The sequence below is a fragment of the Pseudomonas sp. NPDC087814 genome, assembly GCF_044742865.1.
Lineage (GTDB): Bacteria > Pseudomonadota > Gammaproteobacteria > Pseudomonadales > Pseudomonadaceae > Aquipseudomonas.
The window spans coordinates 70,562-87,366 of sequence record NZ_JBIUVK010000012.1 but is presented as its reverse complement, the minus strand read 5'-3'; the positions used below and the strand labels follow the sequence as shown (position 1 = coordinate 87,366).

General features: G+C 59.9%; 20 protein-coding genes. 6 read left to right on the top strand and 14 right to left on the bottom strand.

From position 1 onward, the window contains the following. The 3 genes from ACIOMR_RS12385 to ACIOMR_RS12375 form a co-directional block, all read right to left on the bottom strand. Positions 1-1,059 carry a DNA cytosine methyltransferase gene (locus tag ACIOMR_RS12385; protein ID WP_401194348.1) on the bottom strand — a complete coding sequence of 353 codons (1,059 nt, stop codon included), beginning with the start codon at positions 1,057-1,059 and terminating at the stop codon, positions 1-3. A 411-nt stretch (positions 1,060-1,470) separates the two neighbouring features. Then, positions 1,471-1,812 (bottom strand): DUF6124 family protein, encoded by a 342-nt coding sequence (locus ACIOMR_RS12380; protein WP_401194345.1) that lies wholly within the window; start codon positions 1,810-1,812, stop codon positions 1,471-1,473. Between the two features lie 357 nt (positions 1,813-2,169). Beyond that, positions 2,170-3,396, bottom strand: a complete 1,227-nt coding sequence (locus ACIOMR_RS12375; protein WP_003209751.1) for an MFS transporter — start codon at positions 3,394-3,396, stop codon at positions 2,170-2,172. Positions 3,397-3,715: 319 nt separating this feature from the next. Between ACIOMR_RS12375 and ACIOMR_RS12370 the strand changes: the two genes are divergently transcribed. After that, positions 3,716-4,975, top strand: coding sequence for a serine hydrolase domain-containing protein (locus ACIOMR_RS12370; protein WP_401194342.1), 1,260 nt, complete (start codon positions 3,716-3,718; stop codon positions 4,973-4,975). 135 nt (positions 4,976-5,110) lie between these two features. On the opposite strand, the gene ACIOMR_RS12365 is transcribed toward ACIOMR_RS12370, so the two are convergent. The 3 genes from ACIOMR_RS12365 to ACIOMR_RS12355 form a co-directional block, all read right to left on the bottom strand. Next, positions 5,111-5,920 (bottom strand): helix-turn-helix transcriptional regulator, encoded by an 810-nt coding sequence (locus tag ACIOMR_RS12365; protein ID WP_401194339.1) that lies wholly within the window; start codon positions 5,918-5,920, stop codon positions 5,111-5,113. Between the two features lie 5 nt (positions 5,921-5,925). Beyond that, positions 5,926-6,465 (bottom strand): kinase inhibitor, encoded by a 540-nt coding sequence (locus tag ACIOMR_RS12360; protein WP_401194336.1) that lies wholly within the window; start codon positions 6,463-6,465, stop codon positions 5,926-5,928. Positions 6,466-6,566: 101 nt separating this feature from the next. Further along, positions 6,567-7,430: a LysR family transcriptional regulator gene (locus ACIOMR_RS12355; protein WP_177019879.1), complete on the bottom strand. Its 864-nt coding sequence runs from the start codon at positions 7,428-7,430 to the stop codon at positions 6,567-6,569. A 114-nt stretch (positions 7,431-7,544) separates the two neighbouring features. Between ACIOMR_RS12355 and ACIOMR_RS12350 the strand changes: the two genes are divergently transcribed. Beyond that, on the top strand, positions 7,545-8,153 hold the full coding sequence (locus ACIOMR_RS12350) for a LysE family translocator (protein ID WP_087694681.1): 609 nt from the start codon (positions 7,545-7,547) through the stop codon (positions 8,151-8,153). 17 nt (positions 8,154-8,170) lie between these two features. Here ACIOMR_RS12350 and ACIOMR_RS12345 read toward each other — a convergent pair whose 3' ends face one another. Next, positions 8,171-8,743, bottom strand: coding sequence for a helix-turn-helix domain-containing protein (locus ACIOMR_RS12345; protein WP_008434733.1), 573 nt, complete (start codon positions 8,741-8,743; stop codon positions 8,171-8,173). Then, positions 8,740-8,955, bottom strand: coding sequence for a hypothetical protein (locus ACIOMR_RS12340; protein ID WP_177122453.1), 216 nt, complete (start codon positions 8,953-8,955; stop codon positions 8,740-8,742). Before ACIOMR_RS12340 ends, ACIOMR_RS12345 begins: the two co-directional genes overlap by 4 nt. Before the next feature lie 97 nt (positions 8,956-9,052). Between ACIOMR_RS12340 and ACIOMR_RS12335 the strand changes: the two genes are divergently transcribed. Beyond that, entirely contained in the window at positions 9,053-9,916 is an 864-nt protein-coding gene (locus ACIOMR_RS12335) for a sensor domain-containing diguanylate cyclase (protein ID WP_087694680.1), read from the top strand. Here the strand turns inward: ACIOMR_RS12335 and ACIOMR_RS12330 are convergent. Continuing rightward, on the bottom strand, positions 9,913-10,539 hold the full coding sequence (locus ACIOMR_RS12330; protein WP_102368773.1) for a LysE family translocator: 627 nt from the start codon (positions 10,537-10,539) through the stop codon (positions 9,913-9,915). The two genes, ACIOMR_RS12335 and ACIOMR_RS12330, sit on opposite strands and share 4 nt — an antisense overlap. Positions 10,540-10,634: 95 nt before the next feature. After that, on the bottom strand, positions 10,635-11,261 hold the full coding sequence (locus ACIOMR_RS12325; RefSeq protein WP_102368774.1) for a glutathione S-transferase family protein: 627 nt from the start codon (positions 11,259-11,261) through the stop codon (positions 10,635-10,637). A gap of 145 nt (positions 11,262-11,406) precedes the next feature. Between ACIOMR_RS12325 and ACIOMR_RS12320 the strand changes: the two genes are divergently transcribed. Both ACIOMR_RS12320 and ACIOMR_RS12315 read left to right on the top strand, forming a co-directional pair. Continuing rightward, the gene (locus tag ACIOMR_RS12320) at positions 11,407-11,568 is read left to right on the top strand and encodes a DUF2986 domain-containing protein (RefSeq protein ID WP_008434728.1); all 162 of its coding nucleotides are present in this window, start codon (positions 11,407-11,409) and stop codon (positions 11,566-11,568) included. A 46-nt stretch (positions 11,569-11,614) separates the two neighbouring features. Next, positions 11,615-12,148 carry a hypothetical protein gene (locus ACIOMR_RS12315; RefSeq protein ID WP_178965921.1) on the top strand — a complete coding sequence of 178 codons (534 nt, stop codon included), beginning with the start codon at positions 11,615-11,617 and terminating at the stop codon, positions 12,146-12,148. Here the strand turns inward: ACIOMR_RS12315 and ACIOMR_RS12310 are convergent. After that, complete coding sequence (locus tag ACIOMR_RS12310; protein ID WP_003215603.1) at positions 12,143-12,583, bottom strand: helix-turn-helix domain-containing protein; 441 nt, start codon at positions 12,581-12,583, stop codon at positions 12,143-12,145. The two genes, ACIOMR_RS12315 and ACIOMR_RS12310, sit on opposite strands and share 6 nt — an antisense overlap. A gap of 109 nt (positions 12,584-12,692) precedes the next feature. Here ACIOMR_RS12310 and ACIOMR_RS12305 point away from each other — a divergent pair, with 109 nt between their 5' ends. Beyond that, complete coding sequence (locus tag ACIOMR_RS12305) at positions 12,693-13,472, top strand: SDR family oxidoreductase (protein WP_401194328.1); 780 nt, start codon at positions 12,693-12,695, stop codon at positions 13,470-13,472. A gap of 9 nt (positions 13,473-13,481) precedes the next feature. On the opposite strand, the gene ACIOMR_RS12300 is transcribed toward ACIOMR_RS12305, so the two are convergent. Genes ACIOMR_RS12300 through ACIOMR_RS12290 form a run of 3 tightly spaced genes read right to left on the bottom strand, consistent with a single transcriptional unit; the run spans position 13,482 to position 16,697 of the window. Beyond that, positions 13,482-15,047 (bottom strand): DHA2 family efflux MFS transporter permease subunit, encoded by a 1,566-nt coding sequence (locus ACIOMR_RS12300; protein ID WP_401194326.1) that lies wholly within the window; start codon positions 15,045-15,047, stop codon positions 13,482-13,484. Next, the gene (locus tag ACIOMR_RS12295; RefSeq protein WP_008434719.1) at positions 15,044-16,153 is read right to left on the bottom strand and encodes an HlyD family secretion protein; all 1,110 of its coding nucleotides are present in this window, start codon (positions 16,151-16,153) and stop codon (positions 15,044-15,046) included. Before ACIOMR_RS12295 ends, ACIOMR_RS12300 begins: the two co-directional genes overlap by 4 nt. Before the next feature lie 22 nt (positions 16,154-16,175). Then, the gene (locus ACIOMR_RS12290; RefSeq protein WP_102605921.1) at positions 16,176-16,697 is read right to left on the bottom strand and encodes a helix-turn-helix domain-containing protein; all 522 of its coding nucleotides are present in this window, start codon (positions 16,695-16,697) and stop codon (positions 16,176-16,178) included. Between the last annotated feature and the right edge of the window lie 108 nt (positions 16,698-16,805).

The following is a 16,805-nucleotide window of genomic DNA, read 5'->3' as shown; positions in this document are numbered from 1 at the left end:
TCATCGTCCTTGTGTGCTCAGCACGAATCTTTTCGATAGTGCTGGTGGAACAGCATTACCTATCATTTTCTGAAGTTCTGATCTTTTTGATACGCGTGTATAGTCAAGCCAGTCCGGCAAGCCTTGAATTCTTGCTGCTTCGTGAGGCGTAATTACTCGCCTCTCTAATGGATGCAAAAACCGGCCTTGCCCCATTGAGCCAAAACCGCCTGTAATTGTTTGCGCTACATCATTCCACTTTAATCTTCCATACATTGATTTATACGAGTGCTGACCTTGATGACATGGGGGGCGTAACTCGTTGGGGAGATCATAGGAGTCGGTAGAATACAAGAAATCTGCGCGTTTGAGATTGGTTTCGCTCATCTTTGAGGAAGTATCAAATATTTCTTTACTTTCAATTCCAATCAGATCTTTCAGAACGTCACAAAGCATAGACTTTTCGTTAGTATATATACCCTTAATGACTGACTGAAGGTCGTTGTTTAAACTTCCGAGCATAACGTGGCGCTTCCTGCTTTGCGGTATGCCAAGCATTTTAAATTCAACAACTACCTCTTCGACCTCGTAACCATAACCAAGAAGAAGTTTTTTTGACCGTTCAATTACGCTTTCTTTGGAATGCACGACTGAAGGAACATTCTCAATAATGAAATATTTAGGAGCGCAAAGCTGTATAACTTTTATTGTGTTCAGATAAAGAGCGTTTCTAGGATCCTCTCTCCGACTATGATTATTCAAGTTGGAGTGCCCTTGACATGGCGGGCCTGCAAAAAGAAAATCAATATCCTTTAAGTTCTTTGCTATTTTTCGTTCAAATGTAGTTGAGGCACTCAAAAAATCGTCACTGATAATTTTTGAAATATCACCTTGATAATATTCTTTTAAATATTTATCAAAGTTTTTGCTAAAAAAATCTGAAGTTGTTTTATCTATATCGCAGGCAAAGCTTATTTCAAAGTCCAATGCGAGCTCTTTCGCTGCTTGGAGGGCTCCGATGGTCAACCCCCCCATTCCGCAAAACAAATCTACAATTTTTATCGATTTGCTTAGATTCAAGAGAATATATCCACGTATTTTTCCTTAACTACATTCACGCCATTATTTATGGCATTTACGTGAACCCAGGCCATCAAATTCGCCGCTTACGCTCCATCACAGATTGCATAAGGCGGTGCGTATAAAATTTCGGTATGGTATGCAGTTTTTTTTAATTTTGCGAGCGGATGCAGCTCATAATTGGCTCAACCACGCCTGGCGCAGAGCTTACGCTCATTCGCGACAGAGCAGGATTACAGCTTCAATGAGTTCATCCGCAACCTAAACGTCTGCTATTGCTGAAAGCCGACATTCAGCATAGCCGGAGAAAAGCAGTGCCTTGGCACGTGTGCCGTCGCTGAGTCGCTGTAGATGCCTACAACGCCCCAGCGGCTAATCGATTGCGTGCACTGAACGGTAAGTCCTATTGGACTACGTCTGATTTGAGCTACACGGGACCTCCCGATCCATCAACTTCCCCATCAACAACACCCCCAACTCACTGAGCTGGTGAATCGCCAACGCCACATCACGGTCTTTCCCGCTCAGCTCATCCGACAGATCAAGCAGCAACGCGCTGACCGAGGCGAAGGTTTCATAGCTATTGGTAATCAGACTTTCACTGCTGGCGTCAGCAGCCACACTGAACAGCGCACCCGACGGCGGGGTGGTTTTGGTGGAGGAGGGATTGAGATAGTGATCCAAGGCACGGTGCGCGGCTTGGTTGAGTTTCAAATCGGGAGTTCCCGGAGGATTCGGCGTTACCTTGAACATACTTGGAATTACCTATTCTGGGCCATCACCCCTTGGCTACTAAACAAAGGGGTGGCAGCTGTGCGCAGGTTAGTAGACCGGGGAACTCCAAGGAAGCCGGCGCGCCCGAGGGCGCCCTGCACACAGCCACCATCAAGCACAGACGGGTACGTCTGATGGAGGAAGCTCATGCTCTTAGAGTTAAACCTCGGGCTACTAAACCCGATCACTGAGGTTTCAGCGACCGAGCAACCTTAGAGACCCCAACCCAGGTGCACAAGCCGGCGGATTCTGACGCAACTGTAGGCAATGGAGCAAGGCGCCGTGCTCACAGCCTCAAGCCACGGGACTGAAATCCATCAGTCCCGTTTTCCTTTCTCAAGCAGGCTGGGCCGCCAAGCTATTACTCACCTTGCGCCCCAACACCAGCACCGTCACAAACCCGGCGCCCACCAACGCGGTCGCCAAACTCAACAGCACCGACGTCCCCATCTTGTCGACGATCTGCCCACCAAAGAACGAGCCCACGGCAATGATCACCTGGAACAACGCGACGAACAGCGGCATGCCCCGTTCCACATCCTTGGGCGCAACCACGAACATCCAGATGCTCGCGCAGGCCGGGAAGGCACCGAAAGCAAAGCCCCACAGGGCGATCAGCATTACTGCGCCGCTCATGCCGGTGGCGAAGTAGGGGAACAGGGCGGTGCTGGTGCCGATCATCAGCGCGACCAGCAGCAAGGTGTGGCGCACGCTGCGGTTGGCGGCGAAGCCGGCGAAGACGTTGCCCATTACGCCGGCCACGCCGTAGAGCAGCAGCAGGGAGCCAATGGTCGGGCCGTCGAAGCCGGAGCTGTTTTTGAAGAACGGCGCGACGTAGGTGTACGCGGCAAAGTGCGCCAGGCCGATCAGCAGCACGGCGATCAAGCCAACCCGGGCTTGTGGGTTGATGAACAGGGCCGGCAGGTCGGCGATGCGAATGGCTTTTTCCGGTTCGAGGCGGGGCAGCAGGAACATCTGTGCCAGCAGTACCGGGATGCCCACCAGTGCGGTGACGAGGAAGGTCATGCGCCAGCCCATCAGGCCGCTCAGCCAGGTGCCGACGGGTACGCCGAGCACGGTGGCCAGGGTCACGCCCATCATGATGATCGAGGTGGCCTTCGCTACGCCGACGCCCTTGGGCGCCAGGCGGCCGCTGAGGGCGATGGCGGTGGCCCAGAAGCCGCCGATGCTGATGCCCAGCAGGACGCGGCCGAACAGCAGCAGGCTGAAGTCGCTGGCGTAGGCCACCACCATGTTGGCGATGATCATGATCAGGGTCAGGCCGATCAGCAGGTAGCGACGGTCCATGGCGCCAATGCCCACCGACAGCAACGGGGCGGCGAGGGCGGCCATGATGCCGGGCAGGGTGACCATCAGCCCGGCGTGGCCGGCGCTGATGCCGAGGTCGGCGGCGACGTCGTTGAGTACGCCCACCGGCAGGAACTCGCTGGTGACCAGGGCGAAGGCGCCCACGGCAACGGAAAGAATCGCCAGCCACTGCTGCAGGACTGTTTGTTGATTATGTTCGGGGAGGCCGCTAGGGGCCCGGCTTGCGCTTGGCATGGTGTTGGGTTCCGGGAGGAGATTTCGCCTGCGGGCAGACGGGAGGGAGAAAGTGGAGGCGATTATAGGAATCGGTTTTGGTAAGCCAATAGGCGACCGGTTCGATAGTAATCATCAGTCTCGTTGATAAGACTGCCTGCGTAGAGCGTTCTCTTCCGTGTAGACCCTCTCGATTGCCCATGGCCCGACTCCGCGCGTAATCCGGCCCGATCCCGCGCGCCAGAAAAAATCCCCCGCTGCATCCTGAGCCTCGGCATGTCGGTTTTGCTTACGTGCCGAAGCGTTTCAAGGCCGATCAAACAATAATAAAGAGGTGTTTATGCCCGTGCTTCATCGCGCTTCATCCCCGGTTGAACGCAGCGCGCTTCATGTGTTGGTGTGTGCGTCGACACTTGCGCTGTCGTTAACCGCCTGCGCGGCCACCCCGGATCCCGCGAAGCCTTATCCCCATGCACAGGAACCGATCGGCGACGTGCAGGCCATCTATGACGGCAGGCTCAGCGAGGACTTGGCCGTCACTACCTTCCGTAATACCGACCGGTTGTTCCCGACGCGCACGATCAAGGCGGGCGGCCATCCGTTCCCGTTACCCCGTAGCAGCCAGCCACTTGGGCCGGTTGCCTTTGACTACAAAGGCAAGCATTACAGCCTCGATGACTACGTGGCGATCAACCGGGTAACCGGGCTGTTGGTGCTCAAGGACGGCAAGATAGTCGATGAGCGTTATGAAAAAGGCAACACCGCCGACACCCGGTGGATGTCGATGTCGGTGGCCAAGTCCATCACCTCGACGCTGGTGGGCGCGGCGCTGCAGGACGGCGCCATCAAGAGCCTGGATGACAAGGTCACCCGTTATTTACCCGCGTTGGCCGGTAGCGGTTATGACCAGGTCACCGTGCGCCAGATCCTGTCCATGCGCTCCGGGATCAAGTGGAACGAGCAATACACGGACCCTACCTCGGACGAGCGCCACTTGATCAAACTGCGCAGCGAGCAAGTACCGGGGTCGCTCCTGAAATTCATGGCCAGCCTGCAAACGGCGGCGCCGCCTGGTACGCGCACCAACTACAGCACCGGTGAAACTCAAGTGTTGGGGCAACTGGTGAGCGCTGCGGTGGGCAAGCCACTGACGCAATACCTGAGCGAGAAGATCTGGGCGCCTTACGGCATGCAAACCGATGCCAAGTGGTGGCTCGACGGCCTCAATGGCAATGAAGTGGGCGGCAGCGGTATCAGCGCGACGCTTGAGGATTACGGGCGTTTTGGGCAGTTCGTGCTTAGCGGTGGCAAGGCCGGTGGGCAGCCAGTGTTGCCTGAAGGCTGGTTGAGTTTTGCCAGCGCGACTACGGGTTCAGATGCGGCGTATGGTGACTTTGCGTCCATGTGGTGGCCAGGTTGGACCGACGCCTCCAAAGCGGATAAAGCCTTTACGGCGGCCGGTACGTTTGGTCAGTACCTCTACATCAATCCGACCAGGAATGTGGTGATTGTGGTGTGGCAGGCGCAGACCAAACCCACGGGTGGCAAGGTGATCGACGATATGTTTGCCTTTGATGCGGTTGCCAAAGCGCTTCAATAACCGCGAAGTACCTGTGGCGAGGGAGCTTGCTCCCGCTGGGGCGCGCAGCGGCCCCAAAAAAATGGGCCTGCTGCGCAGTCCAGCGGGAGCAAGCTCCCTCGCCACAGGTTATGGGCTACTCAGGTAGTGTGTACCTCACATCGCCGCCCGCAACGACCGCGGTGAAAGCCCATAATGTGACTTGAACCTCACCGCAAACCGCGACGCCGACGCATACCCGCACGCACTGGAAATCTCCCCGATGGAATCCCTGGAGGTTTGCAGCTGTTGCAACGCCGCCCCCAGCCGAACATTTTCCAGGATGGCCCTGAAGCTCGCATCCTCATTGGCCAGCTGCCGACGCAACGTCGATTCCCCCAGATTCAGCTGCTGCGCGACCGTGGCAACGGTCCAGTCCCTGGACAGGTTGCTGCCGATCAACCGCTGCACGCGTTCACTCAAGGGGTCGTTGCGATCCATCAGCAACGGTCCCGCCTGGCCGGCCAGGCACAGGCAGAGCAACACGGCCTCGCCATAGTGGGTGCACAGGGCCGCCGGGGCGCCGGTGCTCAGTGCGGTCAGCAGTTGGTCCCAGGCTTGTCGGGTCTGTTTGTCCAGGCGTACGCACAGGTCGGCATGCATGCTGCCCTTGAACTGCGCGCCATACCGGGCAACGAAGTTACGCAACACCGGCACCGGAAACGACACCACATCAGCGATGTAGTCACCCTGGGCACCGGGAAAATTGGTCACCCCAAGCTCGCGGCCTGCCGGCAGTAGAATCAGGTGCTGTGGGCCGGCGCGCATTTCGCGCTCATCCCACTGCATCAGTTTTTGCCCCTGGCGCACGCGGCAAAGGGCGCTCATGAAGACCGGCACGCGTTGCAGGGTGTGATGTTGCCGGGCCCTGATCACGCAGCTTTCGATGATGCTTTCCCGGTGCCGCAGACCTTCGTGAACATCCATCGTGACTAGCGTCCGTAAGGGGCCGTGATTGTGGCCTTGGCCAAGCTGTTGGCATTGAGCATGTAGCCGACCAGGGCGCCGCTGGATTGATTGTCGATCGGCAGGGTGTCGACTTTCAACGCCCACACGGTGAATTGATAGCGATGCGGTTTATCACCCACGGGCGGGCAGGCGCCGCCGAAGCCGGGTTGGCCGTAGTCCGTGCGGCCTTGCACTGCCCCGGCCGGCAGGTGGGTGCCGACATTGCTCGGCAGGCTGGAGACGGTGACGGGCAGGTTCACCACCGTCCAGTGCCACCAGCCGCTGCCGGTCGGTGCGTCGGGATCGTAGACGGTGATGGCGAAGCTTTTGGTACCCGCCGGGGCGTTGGCCCAGGACAGGGCAGGGGAGGTGTTGCCGCCGCTGCAGCCGAAGCCGTTGAATTCCTGCAGGTGCGTCAGCGGGCGTTGGTCGGCAATGTCCGGGCTGCTGAGTGAGAAGCTGGCGGCGTGTCCGCTGGCGGCCATGATCAGGGTGATCGCGGGGGCAAGTGCTTTGAGTTTCATTGCGGTGATGTCCAGGCATGGTTTGAGCCTTGATCCTAAACAGCGCGTAGGCACGGCACTGCGCCGAAGCGCTCGATGATTGTGCCGAAACGCTCTGCCCACTAAGGCTGAGCCCTCAGCGTCCGGATGATGAACGCATGCAGGCTATTGACCGCTTTGGACCCGCGGGACGCCCGGCTACGCAGAATCGAAACCTCCATGGGCTCAATGCTGCCCAAACCGTGCTCGTCACCGAGTACCTGAAGCGAATCCTGCACGGTGCATTGGGTGATCGCGGCAATCGCGAGCCCGCCCTCGACGGCGGCCACCTGGCCGGCAAGGCTGGAGCTGTTGTACACCACCTTGAATTCGCGGCCTTGCTGGGTGAGTGCGTTCACCGCATACCGCCGGGCGAGGCTTGCGCTTTCGTAGACGGCGATGGGGATCGGGTCGCGCCGCCACAGTTCGAACTGCGGTGAACCTACCCATACCATGGGCTCCTTGAACAGGAAGGTGCCGCTTTGGGGCGAGTCCCGAGACACCAGCGCTAGGTCAAGATCGCCGCTGCGCAACTGCGGGATCAGCGTGGTCGACTGTTCACAGGTCAGTTCGATTTCCACACCGGCGTAGCGCGGCGAATAGCGCTTGAGCAGCGGCGTGAGGTACCGGGCCGCGTAGTCTTCGGCAACGCCAAGGCGGATGCGCCCGGTCAGCTCTTCACCGTGAAACGCCGCCTGGGTTTCAGCGTGCAGGGCGAGCATGCGCCGGGCGTAGCTCAGCAGCGTCTGGCCATCGGCAGTCAGTTGCAGGTGCCTCGGGCCGCGACTCAAGAGCTGTCGCCCAAGGGCGGCTTCGAGTTTCTTCATCTGCATGCTGACGGCGGACTGCGAGCGGTTGACCTCGTGGGCGGCGCCAGACAACGAGCCGGCATCCACCACGGCCACAAAGCATTTGAGCCAATCGAGTTGCAAATCGCTGGCGGGCATCGCGCTGACCTCTATTCGTTAATCGAATGGCTAAGGCCTGAATTATGCGCTTTTCATGGACGCTTGTTCACCCGCAATATTCTGCCTTGAACCAACACCTTCTGGATCGGATCCATGCCCTTTGATACCTGGTTGCTTTACCTGGTTACCTGCTTCGGCATCTCGGTGGTGCCAGGGCCCAATGCGTTATTGGCGCTGACCCACGGTGCGCTTCACGGCAGCCGCAAAACGCTGTTCACCATCAGCGGTGGCGTGCTCGGTTTTGCGATTGTGCTGGCGCTGTGTGCGTTGGGGTTGGGTGCGCTGATCCAGGCGTCGGCCAGCCTATTCACGGCCTTGAAGGTGGCGGGTGGGCTGTACCTGATCTGGCTGGGCTTCGGGCTGTGGCGGGCGGCACCGGTCAGCCTTGAGGCGACCGGAACTACCAGCTCGCGGAGCTGGCCGCTGTTCCGCCAAGGGCTGGTATCGGCGATCTCGAACCCCAAGGCCTTGCTGCTGTTCACCGCGTTTATTCCACCGTTCCTGGACCCGCACCGGAGCATCATCGCGCAGACACTCACCATCGCCCTGACCTACGCCGTGGTGGAGTTCATCGTCGAGTACCTGGTGGCCAGCGCCGCGCACCGGGTACGGCCCTGGCTGGCGCGAACCGGGCGCCGATTCAATAAAGTCTGCGGCGGGTTTTTTGTGCTGTTCGGGTTGGCCCTGCCTATCCATGCCTGAGGGCACATCCCCGCGGCTTAGGGATGTTCGATCACCATCACCGCCGTGGTATCCGCCTCAAGTGCTTCGAACACATGGGGCGCATTCGCCAGGTAGCTGATGTAGTCGCCGGCGTGCAGCAGCACAGGCGCACCGGCCGGGCCGATATTCGCGCTGCCGCTGCACAGCAGCACGTGCTCGACGGTGCCGGCAGGGTGGGGCTGAGACAGGCGCGCTTCGCCCGGCTGTACCTTTAGCCGGTAGATATCGCGACGCACGCCCGCCGGGCAATCCGCAAGCAGTGTGGCCGCGTAGTGGCCGGTTTCGGTATAGGTGGTCAGGCCCTCGTTGGCGCGAATTACCCGCAGGTGTTGCTGGGGTTGTTCGAAGAACCGGGTCACCTGCAAGCCCATCGCCGTGGCCAACGACCACAGGGTCTCGATGCTGGGGTTGCCGATGCCGGACTCCAGTTGGGACAAGGTCGACTTCGCCACGCCTGCGCGTTTTGCCAGTTCAGTCAATGAAAGCCCCGCAGCCTGGCGTTCGCGCTTGATCGACAGGGCCAGCAGGTCGATTCGGCTTGGATTGAGATTGTTCGTTATGTCGGTCATTTGTTCTTCAAATCATCCATAAATGGGTTGACGCTTTGTTGCTGGGTGTTCAGCATAGCAATCATTCGTTCATTATAAAAACCGAGTGTCGAATGATCTGGTGCGTGTTCCACCTCTGCGACTATTGGCCGTGGCTGCTCTGGCGGGCGCTCTCCTACGACCTTGAAGGGTGGCGCAGCCTGCTGGTGGCGACGCAGTTGGCGCAGCAACATTGCCGGGGGTCATTCTGCGGGCCGCTATGATTCCTTTTCGCCATCCTTCGGGATCGGGCTATGATCGCCCAATCCGAACCAGACGCTCCCCAGACCTATGCCCGTTGACCTGCAAGCCCTCTATCCCAAACTGATCCACTTGATGCTGGATACGGTGTTCGTGGTCGACAGTGAAAACCAGATCGTGTTTGTGAGTGATGCCTGCGAAGCGCTGCTGGGGTACCGCGCCGAGGAGCTGACCGGCACCCTGATCACCCACTACATGCACCCTGAAGACCTGGCCCGCACCCGGGCGTCGATTGTGCGGGTCATGAATGGCAAACCCCACGTCGACTTCCGCAACCGCTATATCCGCAAGGATGGCAGTGTGGTGCACATTCTGTGGGCGGCCTTCTGGTCCGAGGAAGTGGGGGCGCGGATCGGTGTTGCGCGGGACGTAACCGCCCTGACGCAGGCGGAGGAAGAGCTGCGTTTCCTCGCCCATCACGACCCGTTGACGGCTCTCACCAATCGCTCGCTGTTCAATGACCGGTTGGACGAGGCCCTGCAAGCCGCTCACCACCACAAAAGTCCTCTGGCCTTGCTGTTTCTGGACGTGAATGACTTCAAGGCCATCAATGATGTGTACGGGCATGCCGTGGGCGACCGCGTGCTTTGCGTGATTGCACGACGGTTGGAAGGGTGTGTGCGTGAGAGCGACCTGGTGGCCCGGATGGGCGGGGATGAATTCACCGTGCTGCTGACGGATATTCAGTCACCGGAAGCCGTGTCGGCCAAAGTGCAGCAGATAGTTGCGGTGATGACCCAGCCCCTGAGCGCTGAGTTTGGCGCGGTCAAGATGCCGTCCTGCAGTATCGGCGTAGCGTTTTACCCGGCGGATGGGGCAGATGCCGACAGCCTGCTCAGCCACGCGGATGGTGAGATGTACCGGGTTAAAAGGCAGCGGTTTGCAACCGATTAACGCTGCTGGAAAGCAATCTTCAGCCCCAATCCCATGAACAACGTCCCAATGATCTTTCCCTCCCAACGGCGCAGCCTTGAAAGGCCCACCATCCATTGGCTCAACGGACGAATCGCCAGCGAAATCAGCGTGGTGTACACCGCACTGAGCCCCGAGAAGATCAACCCCAACACCGCGAACTGCGCCAGGGAAGAACCCGATTCCGGGTGAATAAACTGCGGCAGGAAGGCCAGGAAGAAAATCGCGGTTTTCGGGTTCAGCACTTCGGCACCCACCGCCTGGAAATACGCCTGGGTCGAGGTCACGGTGGGCAGGTCTTTGCGCGTGGTGGCGCCAGGCTTGGCCATAAACGCACGTATGCCCAGGTAGATCAGGTAGCAGGCACCGACGATTTTGACCACGTTAAACGCCACGGCCGAGGTCATCAGGATGGCCGACAGGCCGAGCGCCGCGCACAGCGTATGGATCAGGTCGCCCGAGGCCACCCCCAGCCCGGTGGCAATCCCGACCTTGCGCCCACCCTGGAGGGTGCGGGTGATCACCAGCAGCACGGCTGGGCCGGGAATCAGGAAAAGGCCGATGACCACGGCGACATACGTCAGGATGGGGGCGAGTTCGAACATGCTGTGTTATCTCAATGCCGGATGCGTCCTACAGTAATCCTCATCCCGGGGATTAACGCAATACAGATGAACACCCGCCGGAACCGCCTGGCCTTTTACTTCGCGAACGCGTATGCGCCACCCTGTTCCAGCGCCTTGCGATACGCCGGCCGTTCCTGAAAGCGTTGCACCCACGCCGCCACATTCGGGTAGGCCTGCAGCTTGCCCTGAGCCCGGGCGATTTCGCCGATGAAGCTCATCTGGATATCCGCGCCGGTCAATTCGTCACCCACCAGGTACGGCGTGAGCCCCAGTGCGTTGTCCAGATAACCCAGGTAGTTCGCCACCTCGGATTCGATACGCGGATGCAACGGCGCACCCGCGTCACCCAGGCGCCCGACGTACAGGTTGAGCATCAGTGGCAGCATGGCCGAACCTTCGGCGAAGTGCAGCCATTGCACGTATTCGTCATAGGTGGCAGTGGCCGGATCCGGTTGCAGGCGGCCGTTACCATGGCGGCGAATCAGGTAGTCGATGATGGCGCCGGACTCGATCACCACGTGGGGACCGTCTTGAATCACCGGTGATTTGCCCAGGGCATTGATCGCCTTGAGTTCAGGGGGCGCGAGGTTGGTTTTCGGGTCGCGCTGGTAGCGCTTGAGCTCGTAGGGCAGGCCGAGTTCTTCGAGCAGCCACAGGATGCGTTGCGAACGGGAGTTGTTGAGGTGGTGGACAATGATCATGGTGGCTCCGCTGGGCGAGAATAGGGACGTATAGGGACAGACCGCTGTGGCGCTGTGGAGTGCCGTGAATTAAATGTGCTTCGATAAAGGCATGAAAGATGGATAATCTCGCCGGCAAGTACTGATTACACACCGGATAGAAAACATGAATCGTCAAAAAAAACTACAGCAGCTGTTCAAGGCCAAGGCCAAAAAGGCCAGCGCCAAATTGGCACCGGCCAAAAAGGATAAATACATCAGCAAAGCAGACCGATTGAAGCTGGCTGCCGAGTCCGGTGATGAGCCTGTTGTTACCTCTGAGAGCTGATCCAGAAGGCCTAAGCATTACCTGATAGGGAATCGACGGAAAAACCATGAACACTGCTCAACTCGCGATTCAGCACTACATACTCGCCAAGGACGGCAACCGCCCGCATTTGCTCAGCCGGGCGTTTGTTCCCGAGGCAATCCTGGACATGGTGGTGCGCACCGGGTCCATCTCGTTTCCGCCCCACGTCGAAGGGATGGGCGGCATCGGCGATGTGCTGGTGAGGCGGTTCGGGCAGACCTTTGAAAACGTCTATACGTTTTGCCTGGGGCAGCCACCGCAGGCGGGGGCCAAAACCTATCAGTGCAAATGGCTGGTGGGCATGTCCGACAAGAACTCGGGAGAAGCCCGGGTTGGGTGTGGTGTGTATGAATGGCAGTTCAATGCCGAAGCGGGGCTGGTCGAAAGGCTGACGATTACCATCGAGCATATGAAGACACTGCCGGCGTCAGACCTGGGGAGCGTGATGAGCTGGGTGTCCGGCCTGAGTTACCCATGGTGCAGCCCGCAAGCCGCCGTGAGCGAGGCTCCCGATATTGACGGGATTGGAGAGGTGCTCCAGTACCTTGCGGCCTTATGACTCGGTGTTGCACCGTAGATCGAAATCCGCCCGTGCCTGTTCAATCTCCTCCAGGTTATTTGCCGCCCAGACCCACACGCCACAAAAGGCGGCACCCAGCGTAAAGCCGAGGGTTGTCAGGCTGTATTCAACCTTCGGCGGTACGACGGGGTAGACCTTGCGCACCACCAGGCCGTCCCTCTCCATCCCCCGCAAAGTCTGCGTCAGCATTTTCTGGCTGATGCCGCCGACTCGCTCACTCAGGCGCGTGAAGCGCAGCGGCGTCGTCTCGATCAAGGCTTCAAGAATCAGCATGGTCCATTTGTCTGCAACGCGACCTATCAGGTCGGTCACCAGGGGCGCGATCCGTGGGTCCAGATCCTTCGGGGGTGTTTGCCGGGCATAAAACTGGGCGGCGGCAATCTGCTCGTCGGTAAAGCCAGGGTGTTTGTTCATTCGTTGGACACTCTCTTTCAGGTGCGTATAGATCTTTTGGGTGCCTACTTACTTAAGGCCAGTGTATCCCTCAAGCTCCTTGCGTGTGACCCACCATTGGAGAGTTTCGATGAAGATGACCGGACGAACAGTGCTAGTGACGGGAGGTTCGAGTGGTATTGGGCTTGAGCTTGCCCGCCAGCTTGTGGCACGAGGCAATACCGTGATCGTGACGGGCCGCGATCAGCACAGGCTGGACGAGGCGCGGCAACTGCTGCCGAGCCTGCACACGTTTCAAAGCGACGTGCGCGACCCCGCCAGCATCCAAACGCTGTTTGCGGCAGTCACCGGTCAGTTCCCTGGGCTCGATACGCTGGTGAATAACGCGGGCGTGATGCGCAATATCAAGCTGGCCGGAGAGCGGGCGCTGGCGGACGTGACTGAAGAGATCGAGATCAACCTGAACGGCCCGATCCGGATGATCCAGCAGTTTCTTCCCTGGCTGCTCAAGCACCCGCGCGGTTTGATTGTTAACGTCTCGTCCGGGCTGGCGTTTGTGCCGTTTCCGGCGGCGCCCGTCTACAGTGCGTCCAAGTCCGCATTGCACGCTTACACCCAGTGCCTGCGGGCACAGCTTCAGCACAGCGCCGTCACCGTGGTGGAGCTTGCCCCACCCGGCACCGAAACACCGCTGCTCAGGGCCGAGTTCGCGGAAGAAATGAAGAACGAAAAAGGCATGGACCCGGTGCTGATGGTGCAGCACTGCATCCGGCAAATCGAAGCCGGCCAACTGGACATATGCCCGGGGTTGAGCAAGGTGCTGAAGGTAGCCAGCCGGGTTGCGCCTGGCCTGATATTCAAACAGATGACCAAGCTCAGCCGGCTGGCGCCGTTGCGGCCTTCAACATGATCGGACGATTCAATGCGCATCCGCAGACGGCTGCTTCGGCGGCTGCACCTTGCGCATCAACGGCACCAGCAGCACCGCGATGACAAAGCACACCATGATCATCAGGAATGCGTCCGCATAGGTCAGCGTTTGCGCCTCGCGCCAGGTCAGCGCCCACAGCTGACTCAGCGCGAACTGGCTCGAATCCAGGCTGTTTTGTCCCAGCAACTGGGCATTCCCGGAAAGCTGGTCAAGCCACACATTCATCGATTCGTTCCGGATGTTCAGGTGTTCAGCCAGGCGCAGGAAGTGCAGGTTGGTGCGGTCATTGAGCACCGTGGCGCAGGCGGCGATGCCGATGGCGCCGCCGAGGTTGCGCATCAGGTTGAACAGGCCCGAGGCGAGCTTCAGGCGGTCGGGGGCCAGTGCGCCGAGGGTCAGGGTGACCACCGGCGGCACTGCCATTTGTTGAGCAAACCCGCGTATGGCTTGGGGCAGCAGCAGCTCCTTGGCGCCCCAGTCGTGGGTGATGGGGGAGAAGTCCCACATCGACAGGGCGAATAACGACAACCCGAACATCAAAATCCAGCGCAGGTCGAAACGATTGGCCAGCAAGGCGTACACCGGGATCGCCAGCAACTGGAACACCCCCGTGGAAAACACCGCCAGGCCGATATCCAGCGAGCCGTACCCGCGCACCCGCCCGAGAAACAGCGGCGTGAGGTAGATGGTGGCGAAAATGCCGATGCCGGTGATAAATGAAAACAGGCAGCCCAAGGCGAAGTTCCTGTCCCGAAGCGCGCGCAGGTCGACGATCGGCTCCTTGATCTCCAGGCAACGCCAGATAAACAGCCCGCCGCTGATGGCGGCTATCCAGGCAGTGGTCGAGATGGTGCTGTCGCTGAACCAGTTCCAGCGCGGGCCCTCTTCAAGGGTGTATTCCAGGCAGCCGAGAAACACCGCCATCAACGCCATGCCGATATAGTCGGCGCCCTTGAGCAATGACGGGTTGGGGCGGTCGACCTTGACCAGCATCGGCACCGCAAAGGTCACGAAGAGGCCGGGCAGCAGGTTGATGTAGAACAGCCAGTGCCAGGAGGAGATGTCGGTGATCCAACCGCCCACGGCCGGGCCCAATGTGGGGGCCAGGGACGCGATGGCGCCGATGGTGGAGGCGGCGATCACCCGCTGCTTGCCGTTGAAGTACATGAACGCGGTGGTGAACACCAACGGAATCATCGAGCCCCCTAGGAACCCCTGCAAGGCGCGAAACGCGATCATGCTCTGGATGTTCCAGGCCATCGCGCACAGCAGGCTGGTCAAGGTGAACCCGGCCGCCGACGCCGCGAACAGCCAGCGCGTGCTCATCACCCGGGAGAGCCAGCCTGACATGGGGATCACGATGATTTCCGCGATCAGGTAGGCGGTCTGCACCCACGCCGTATCGTCCGCGCCGGCAGACAACCCGCCGCCGATGTCCTTGAGGGAGGCGGAGACGATCTGGATATCGATCAAGGCGATGAACATGCCCACGCACATGGTGGCGAAGGCCGCGACCTTTTGTGCGGTGCTGAGGGCGGGCAACGGGCTGTTCATAGCTGGGCCTTGAGGGCGCTGGCCTGGTCCTCGAACGCCTCATCGGTGTTGACCTTCGCCATCACCGACAGGCCCGGACGCAGGGCGCCGAAGTCGGCGTCATTGCTGTCGAGGCGCACGCGCACCGGCACTCGCTGCACGATCTTGGTGAAGTTGCCGGTGGCGTTTTCCGGCGGCAGCACACTGAATTGCGCCCCGGTGGCAGGGGCCAGGCTCTCGATGTGCCCGTGGAATTCACGACCGGGGAGGATGTCGGCGCGGATGCTCACGCTTTGCCCGACCTGCAGGCGCCCCAATTGGTCTTCCTTGAAGTTGGCATCCACCCACAATCCTTTCGCGGGCACCACCGAGATCAGTTGGCTGCCGGCCGCGGCGTAGGCACCTACCCGGGCGCGGCGGTTGCCCACGTAACCATCCACCGGCGCCCGCAGTTCGGTGTAGCTGATGTTCAATTGCGCCTGGTCGCGTTCGGCCTGCGCCTGTTGCAACGCGGCACGCGCCTGGCCGCGCTGGGTTTCAATCACGTCGATTTGCCGGCGCGCCGCCATCAACCCGGCCTGTGCCCGGGAGTGGTCGGCGCGGGCGGTCTTCCATACGGCGCTGACCCGTTGTGCGCTTTCGACCGATACGGCCTGGCTGCGCACCAGGTTCTGGTAACGCGTTTGATCGTCGCCGGCCCGTTGTGCTTCGGCATCGGTGGCGTCGATCTGCGCCTTGGCCTGGTTGATCACGGCCAGTTGCAGTTGTTCGGTGGCGTCGAGGTTGGCGAGCGAGGCCTGTTGCGCGGCCACGGCGCCGTCGGCCTTGGCCAAGGCCGTGCGGTAGTCGCGCACATCGATGCGCGCCAGTACGTCGCCGGCCCGTACGAACTGGTTGTCCTGCACCGTCACTTCGCTGATATAGCCCGGCACTTTGGCGCTGATCACCGTCACATCCGCCCCGACATAGGCGTCGTCGGTGTCTTCGATAAACCGGCTGACCAGCCACCAGTGACTGGCGTACCACACGCCGCCCGCCACGGCCAGGGTCAGCAGCCCCAGGCGTAAAACCTGTTTGCGCCGGGATGGTTGGGTGGGTTCGGGCACAGCGCTGACTGGAGCGTCCATGACGAAATGACCTCGTTGAATATTAGTGGGGGAAGGGGCTGACCAACTGGTCTTTTTCGGCGTAGGCCCGGCCGGTTCGTGCGCGCCACAGGGTCAGCGGTTCGGCATCGGCGCTGACATGTACGCGGTGGCCCGCACGGGTGATGGGTTTGCCGGTGTTGGCATCCATCAACGCCAGCACCACCGGGCGCCCGGTGGACTCGTCGGCGAGAAACACTTTGGTCGAGCCCTCGGCATGCCGCGCGCCCCAGGCCATCAGCGTGAGGATGACCTGGCGCAAGTCCCGGCCCGCTTCGGTGAGGTGGTACTCATGGCGCGGCGGGTTGTCCTGGTACGGGCGCCGTTCCAGCAAGCCGCCGGCCACCAACGCATTCAGGCGGCGGGTCAGGGTGTTCGAGGCGATCCCGAGGCTCTGCAGGAACTCGTCGAAACGGCGCAGCCCGTAGAACGCATCACGCAGGATCAACAGGCTCCAACCATCACCGATGTGCTCCAGGGCACGGGCGACCGGGCAGGACATGGGTTGGAAGCTGGCTTTCTTCATGAGGGACTCCGGGAACTGTTGCCAAATATTACGCAAGTAATATTGCACAGTGGATTTCATAATGAAAGTCACTAGTTGAAATTTTTTGCAGCGATGGATGGCGGCCAG

Bases quoted from the DNA above. Each gene is read 5' to 3' on its own strand.
- ACIOMR_RS12350 (WP_087694681.1), top strand. From the start codon at position 7,545: ATGCCCTTTGATACCTGGTTGCTTTACCTGGTTACCTGCTTCGGCATC.
- ACIOMR_RS12370 (WP_401194342.1), top strand. From the start codon at position 3,716: ATGCCCGTGCTTCATCGCGCTTCATCCCCGGTTGAACGCAGCGCGCTT.
- ACIOMR_RS12290 (WP_102605921.1), bottom strand. From the start codon at position 16,697: ATGAAGAAAGCCAGCTTCCAACCCATGTCCTGCCCGGTCGCCCGTGCC.
- ACIOMR_RS12315 (WP_178965921.1), top strand. From the start codon at position 11,615: ATGAACACTGCTCAACTCGCGATTCAGCACTACATACTCGCCAAGGAC.
- ACIOMR_RS12340 (WP_177122453.1), bottom strand. From the start codon at position 8,955: ATGTTGCTGCGCCAACTGCGTCGCCACCAGCAGGCTGCGCCACCCTTC.
- ACIOMR_RS12365 (WP_401194339.1), bottom strand. From the start codon at position 5,920: ATGGATGTTCACGAAGGTCTGCGGCACCGGGAAAGCATCATCGAAAGC.
- ACIOMR_RS12325 (WP_102368774.1), bottom strand. From the start codon at position 11,261: ATGATCATTGTCCACCACCTCAACAACTCCCGTTCGCAACGCATCCTG.
- ACIOMR_RS12310 (WP_003215603.1), bottom strand. From the start codon at position 12,583: ATGAACAAACACCCTGGCTTTACCGACGAGCAGATTGCCGCCGCCCAG.
- ACIOMR_RS12355 (WP_177019879.1), bottom strand. From the start codon at position 7,430: ATGCCCGCCAGCGATTTGCAACTCGATTGGCTCAAATGCTTTGTGGCC.
- ACIOMR_RS12320 (WP_008434728.1), top strand. From the start codon at position 11,407: ATGAATCGTCAAAAAAAACTACAGCAGCTGTTCAAGGCCAAGGCCAAA.
- ACIOMR_RS12335 (WP_087694680.1), top strand. From the start codon at position 9,053: ATGCCCGTTGACCTGCAAGCCCTCTATCCCAAACTGATCCACTTGATG.
- ACIOMR_RS12300 (WP_401194326.1), bottom strand. From the start codon at position 15,047: ATGAACAGCCCGTTGCCCGCCCTCAGCACCGCACAAAAGGTCGCGGCC.
- ACIOMR_RS12375 (WP_003209751.1), bottom strand. From the start codon at position 3,396: ATGCCAAGCGCAAGCCGGGCCCCTAGCGGCCTCCCCGAACATAATCAA.
- ACIOMR_RS12330 (WP_102368773.1), bottom strand. From the start codon at position 10,539: ATGTTCGAACTCGCCCCCATCCTGACGTATGTCGCCGTGGTCATCGGC.
- ACIOMR_RS12305 (WP_401194328.1), top strand. From the start codon at position 12,693: ATGAAGATGACCGGACGAACAGTGCTAGTGACGGGAGGTTCGAGTGGT.
- ACIOMR_RS12360 (WP_401194336.1), bottom strand. From the start codon at position 6,465: ATGAAACTCAAAGCACTTGCCCCCGCGATCACCCTGATCATGGCCGCC.
- ACIOMR_RS12295 (WP_008434719.1), bottom strand. From the start codon at position 16,153: ATGGACGCTCCAGTCAGCGCTGTGCCCGAACCCACCCAACCATCCCGG.
- ACIOMR_RS12380 (WP_401194345.1), bottom strand. From the start codon at position 1,812: ATGTTCAAGGTAACGCCGAATCCTCCGGGAACTCCCGATTTGAAACTC.
- ACIOMR_RS12345 (WP_008434733.1), bottom strand. From the start codon at position 8,743: ATGACCGACATAACGAACAATCTCAATCCAAGCCGAATCGACCTGCTG.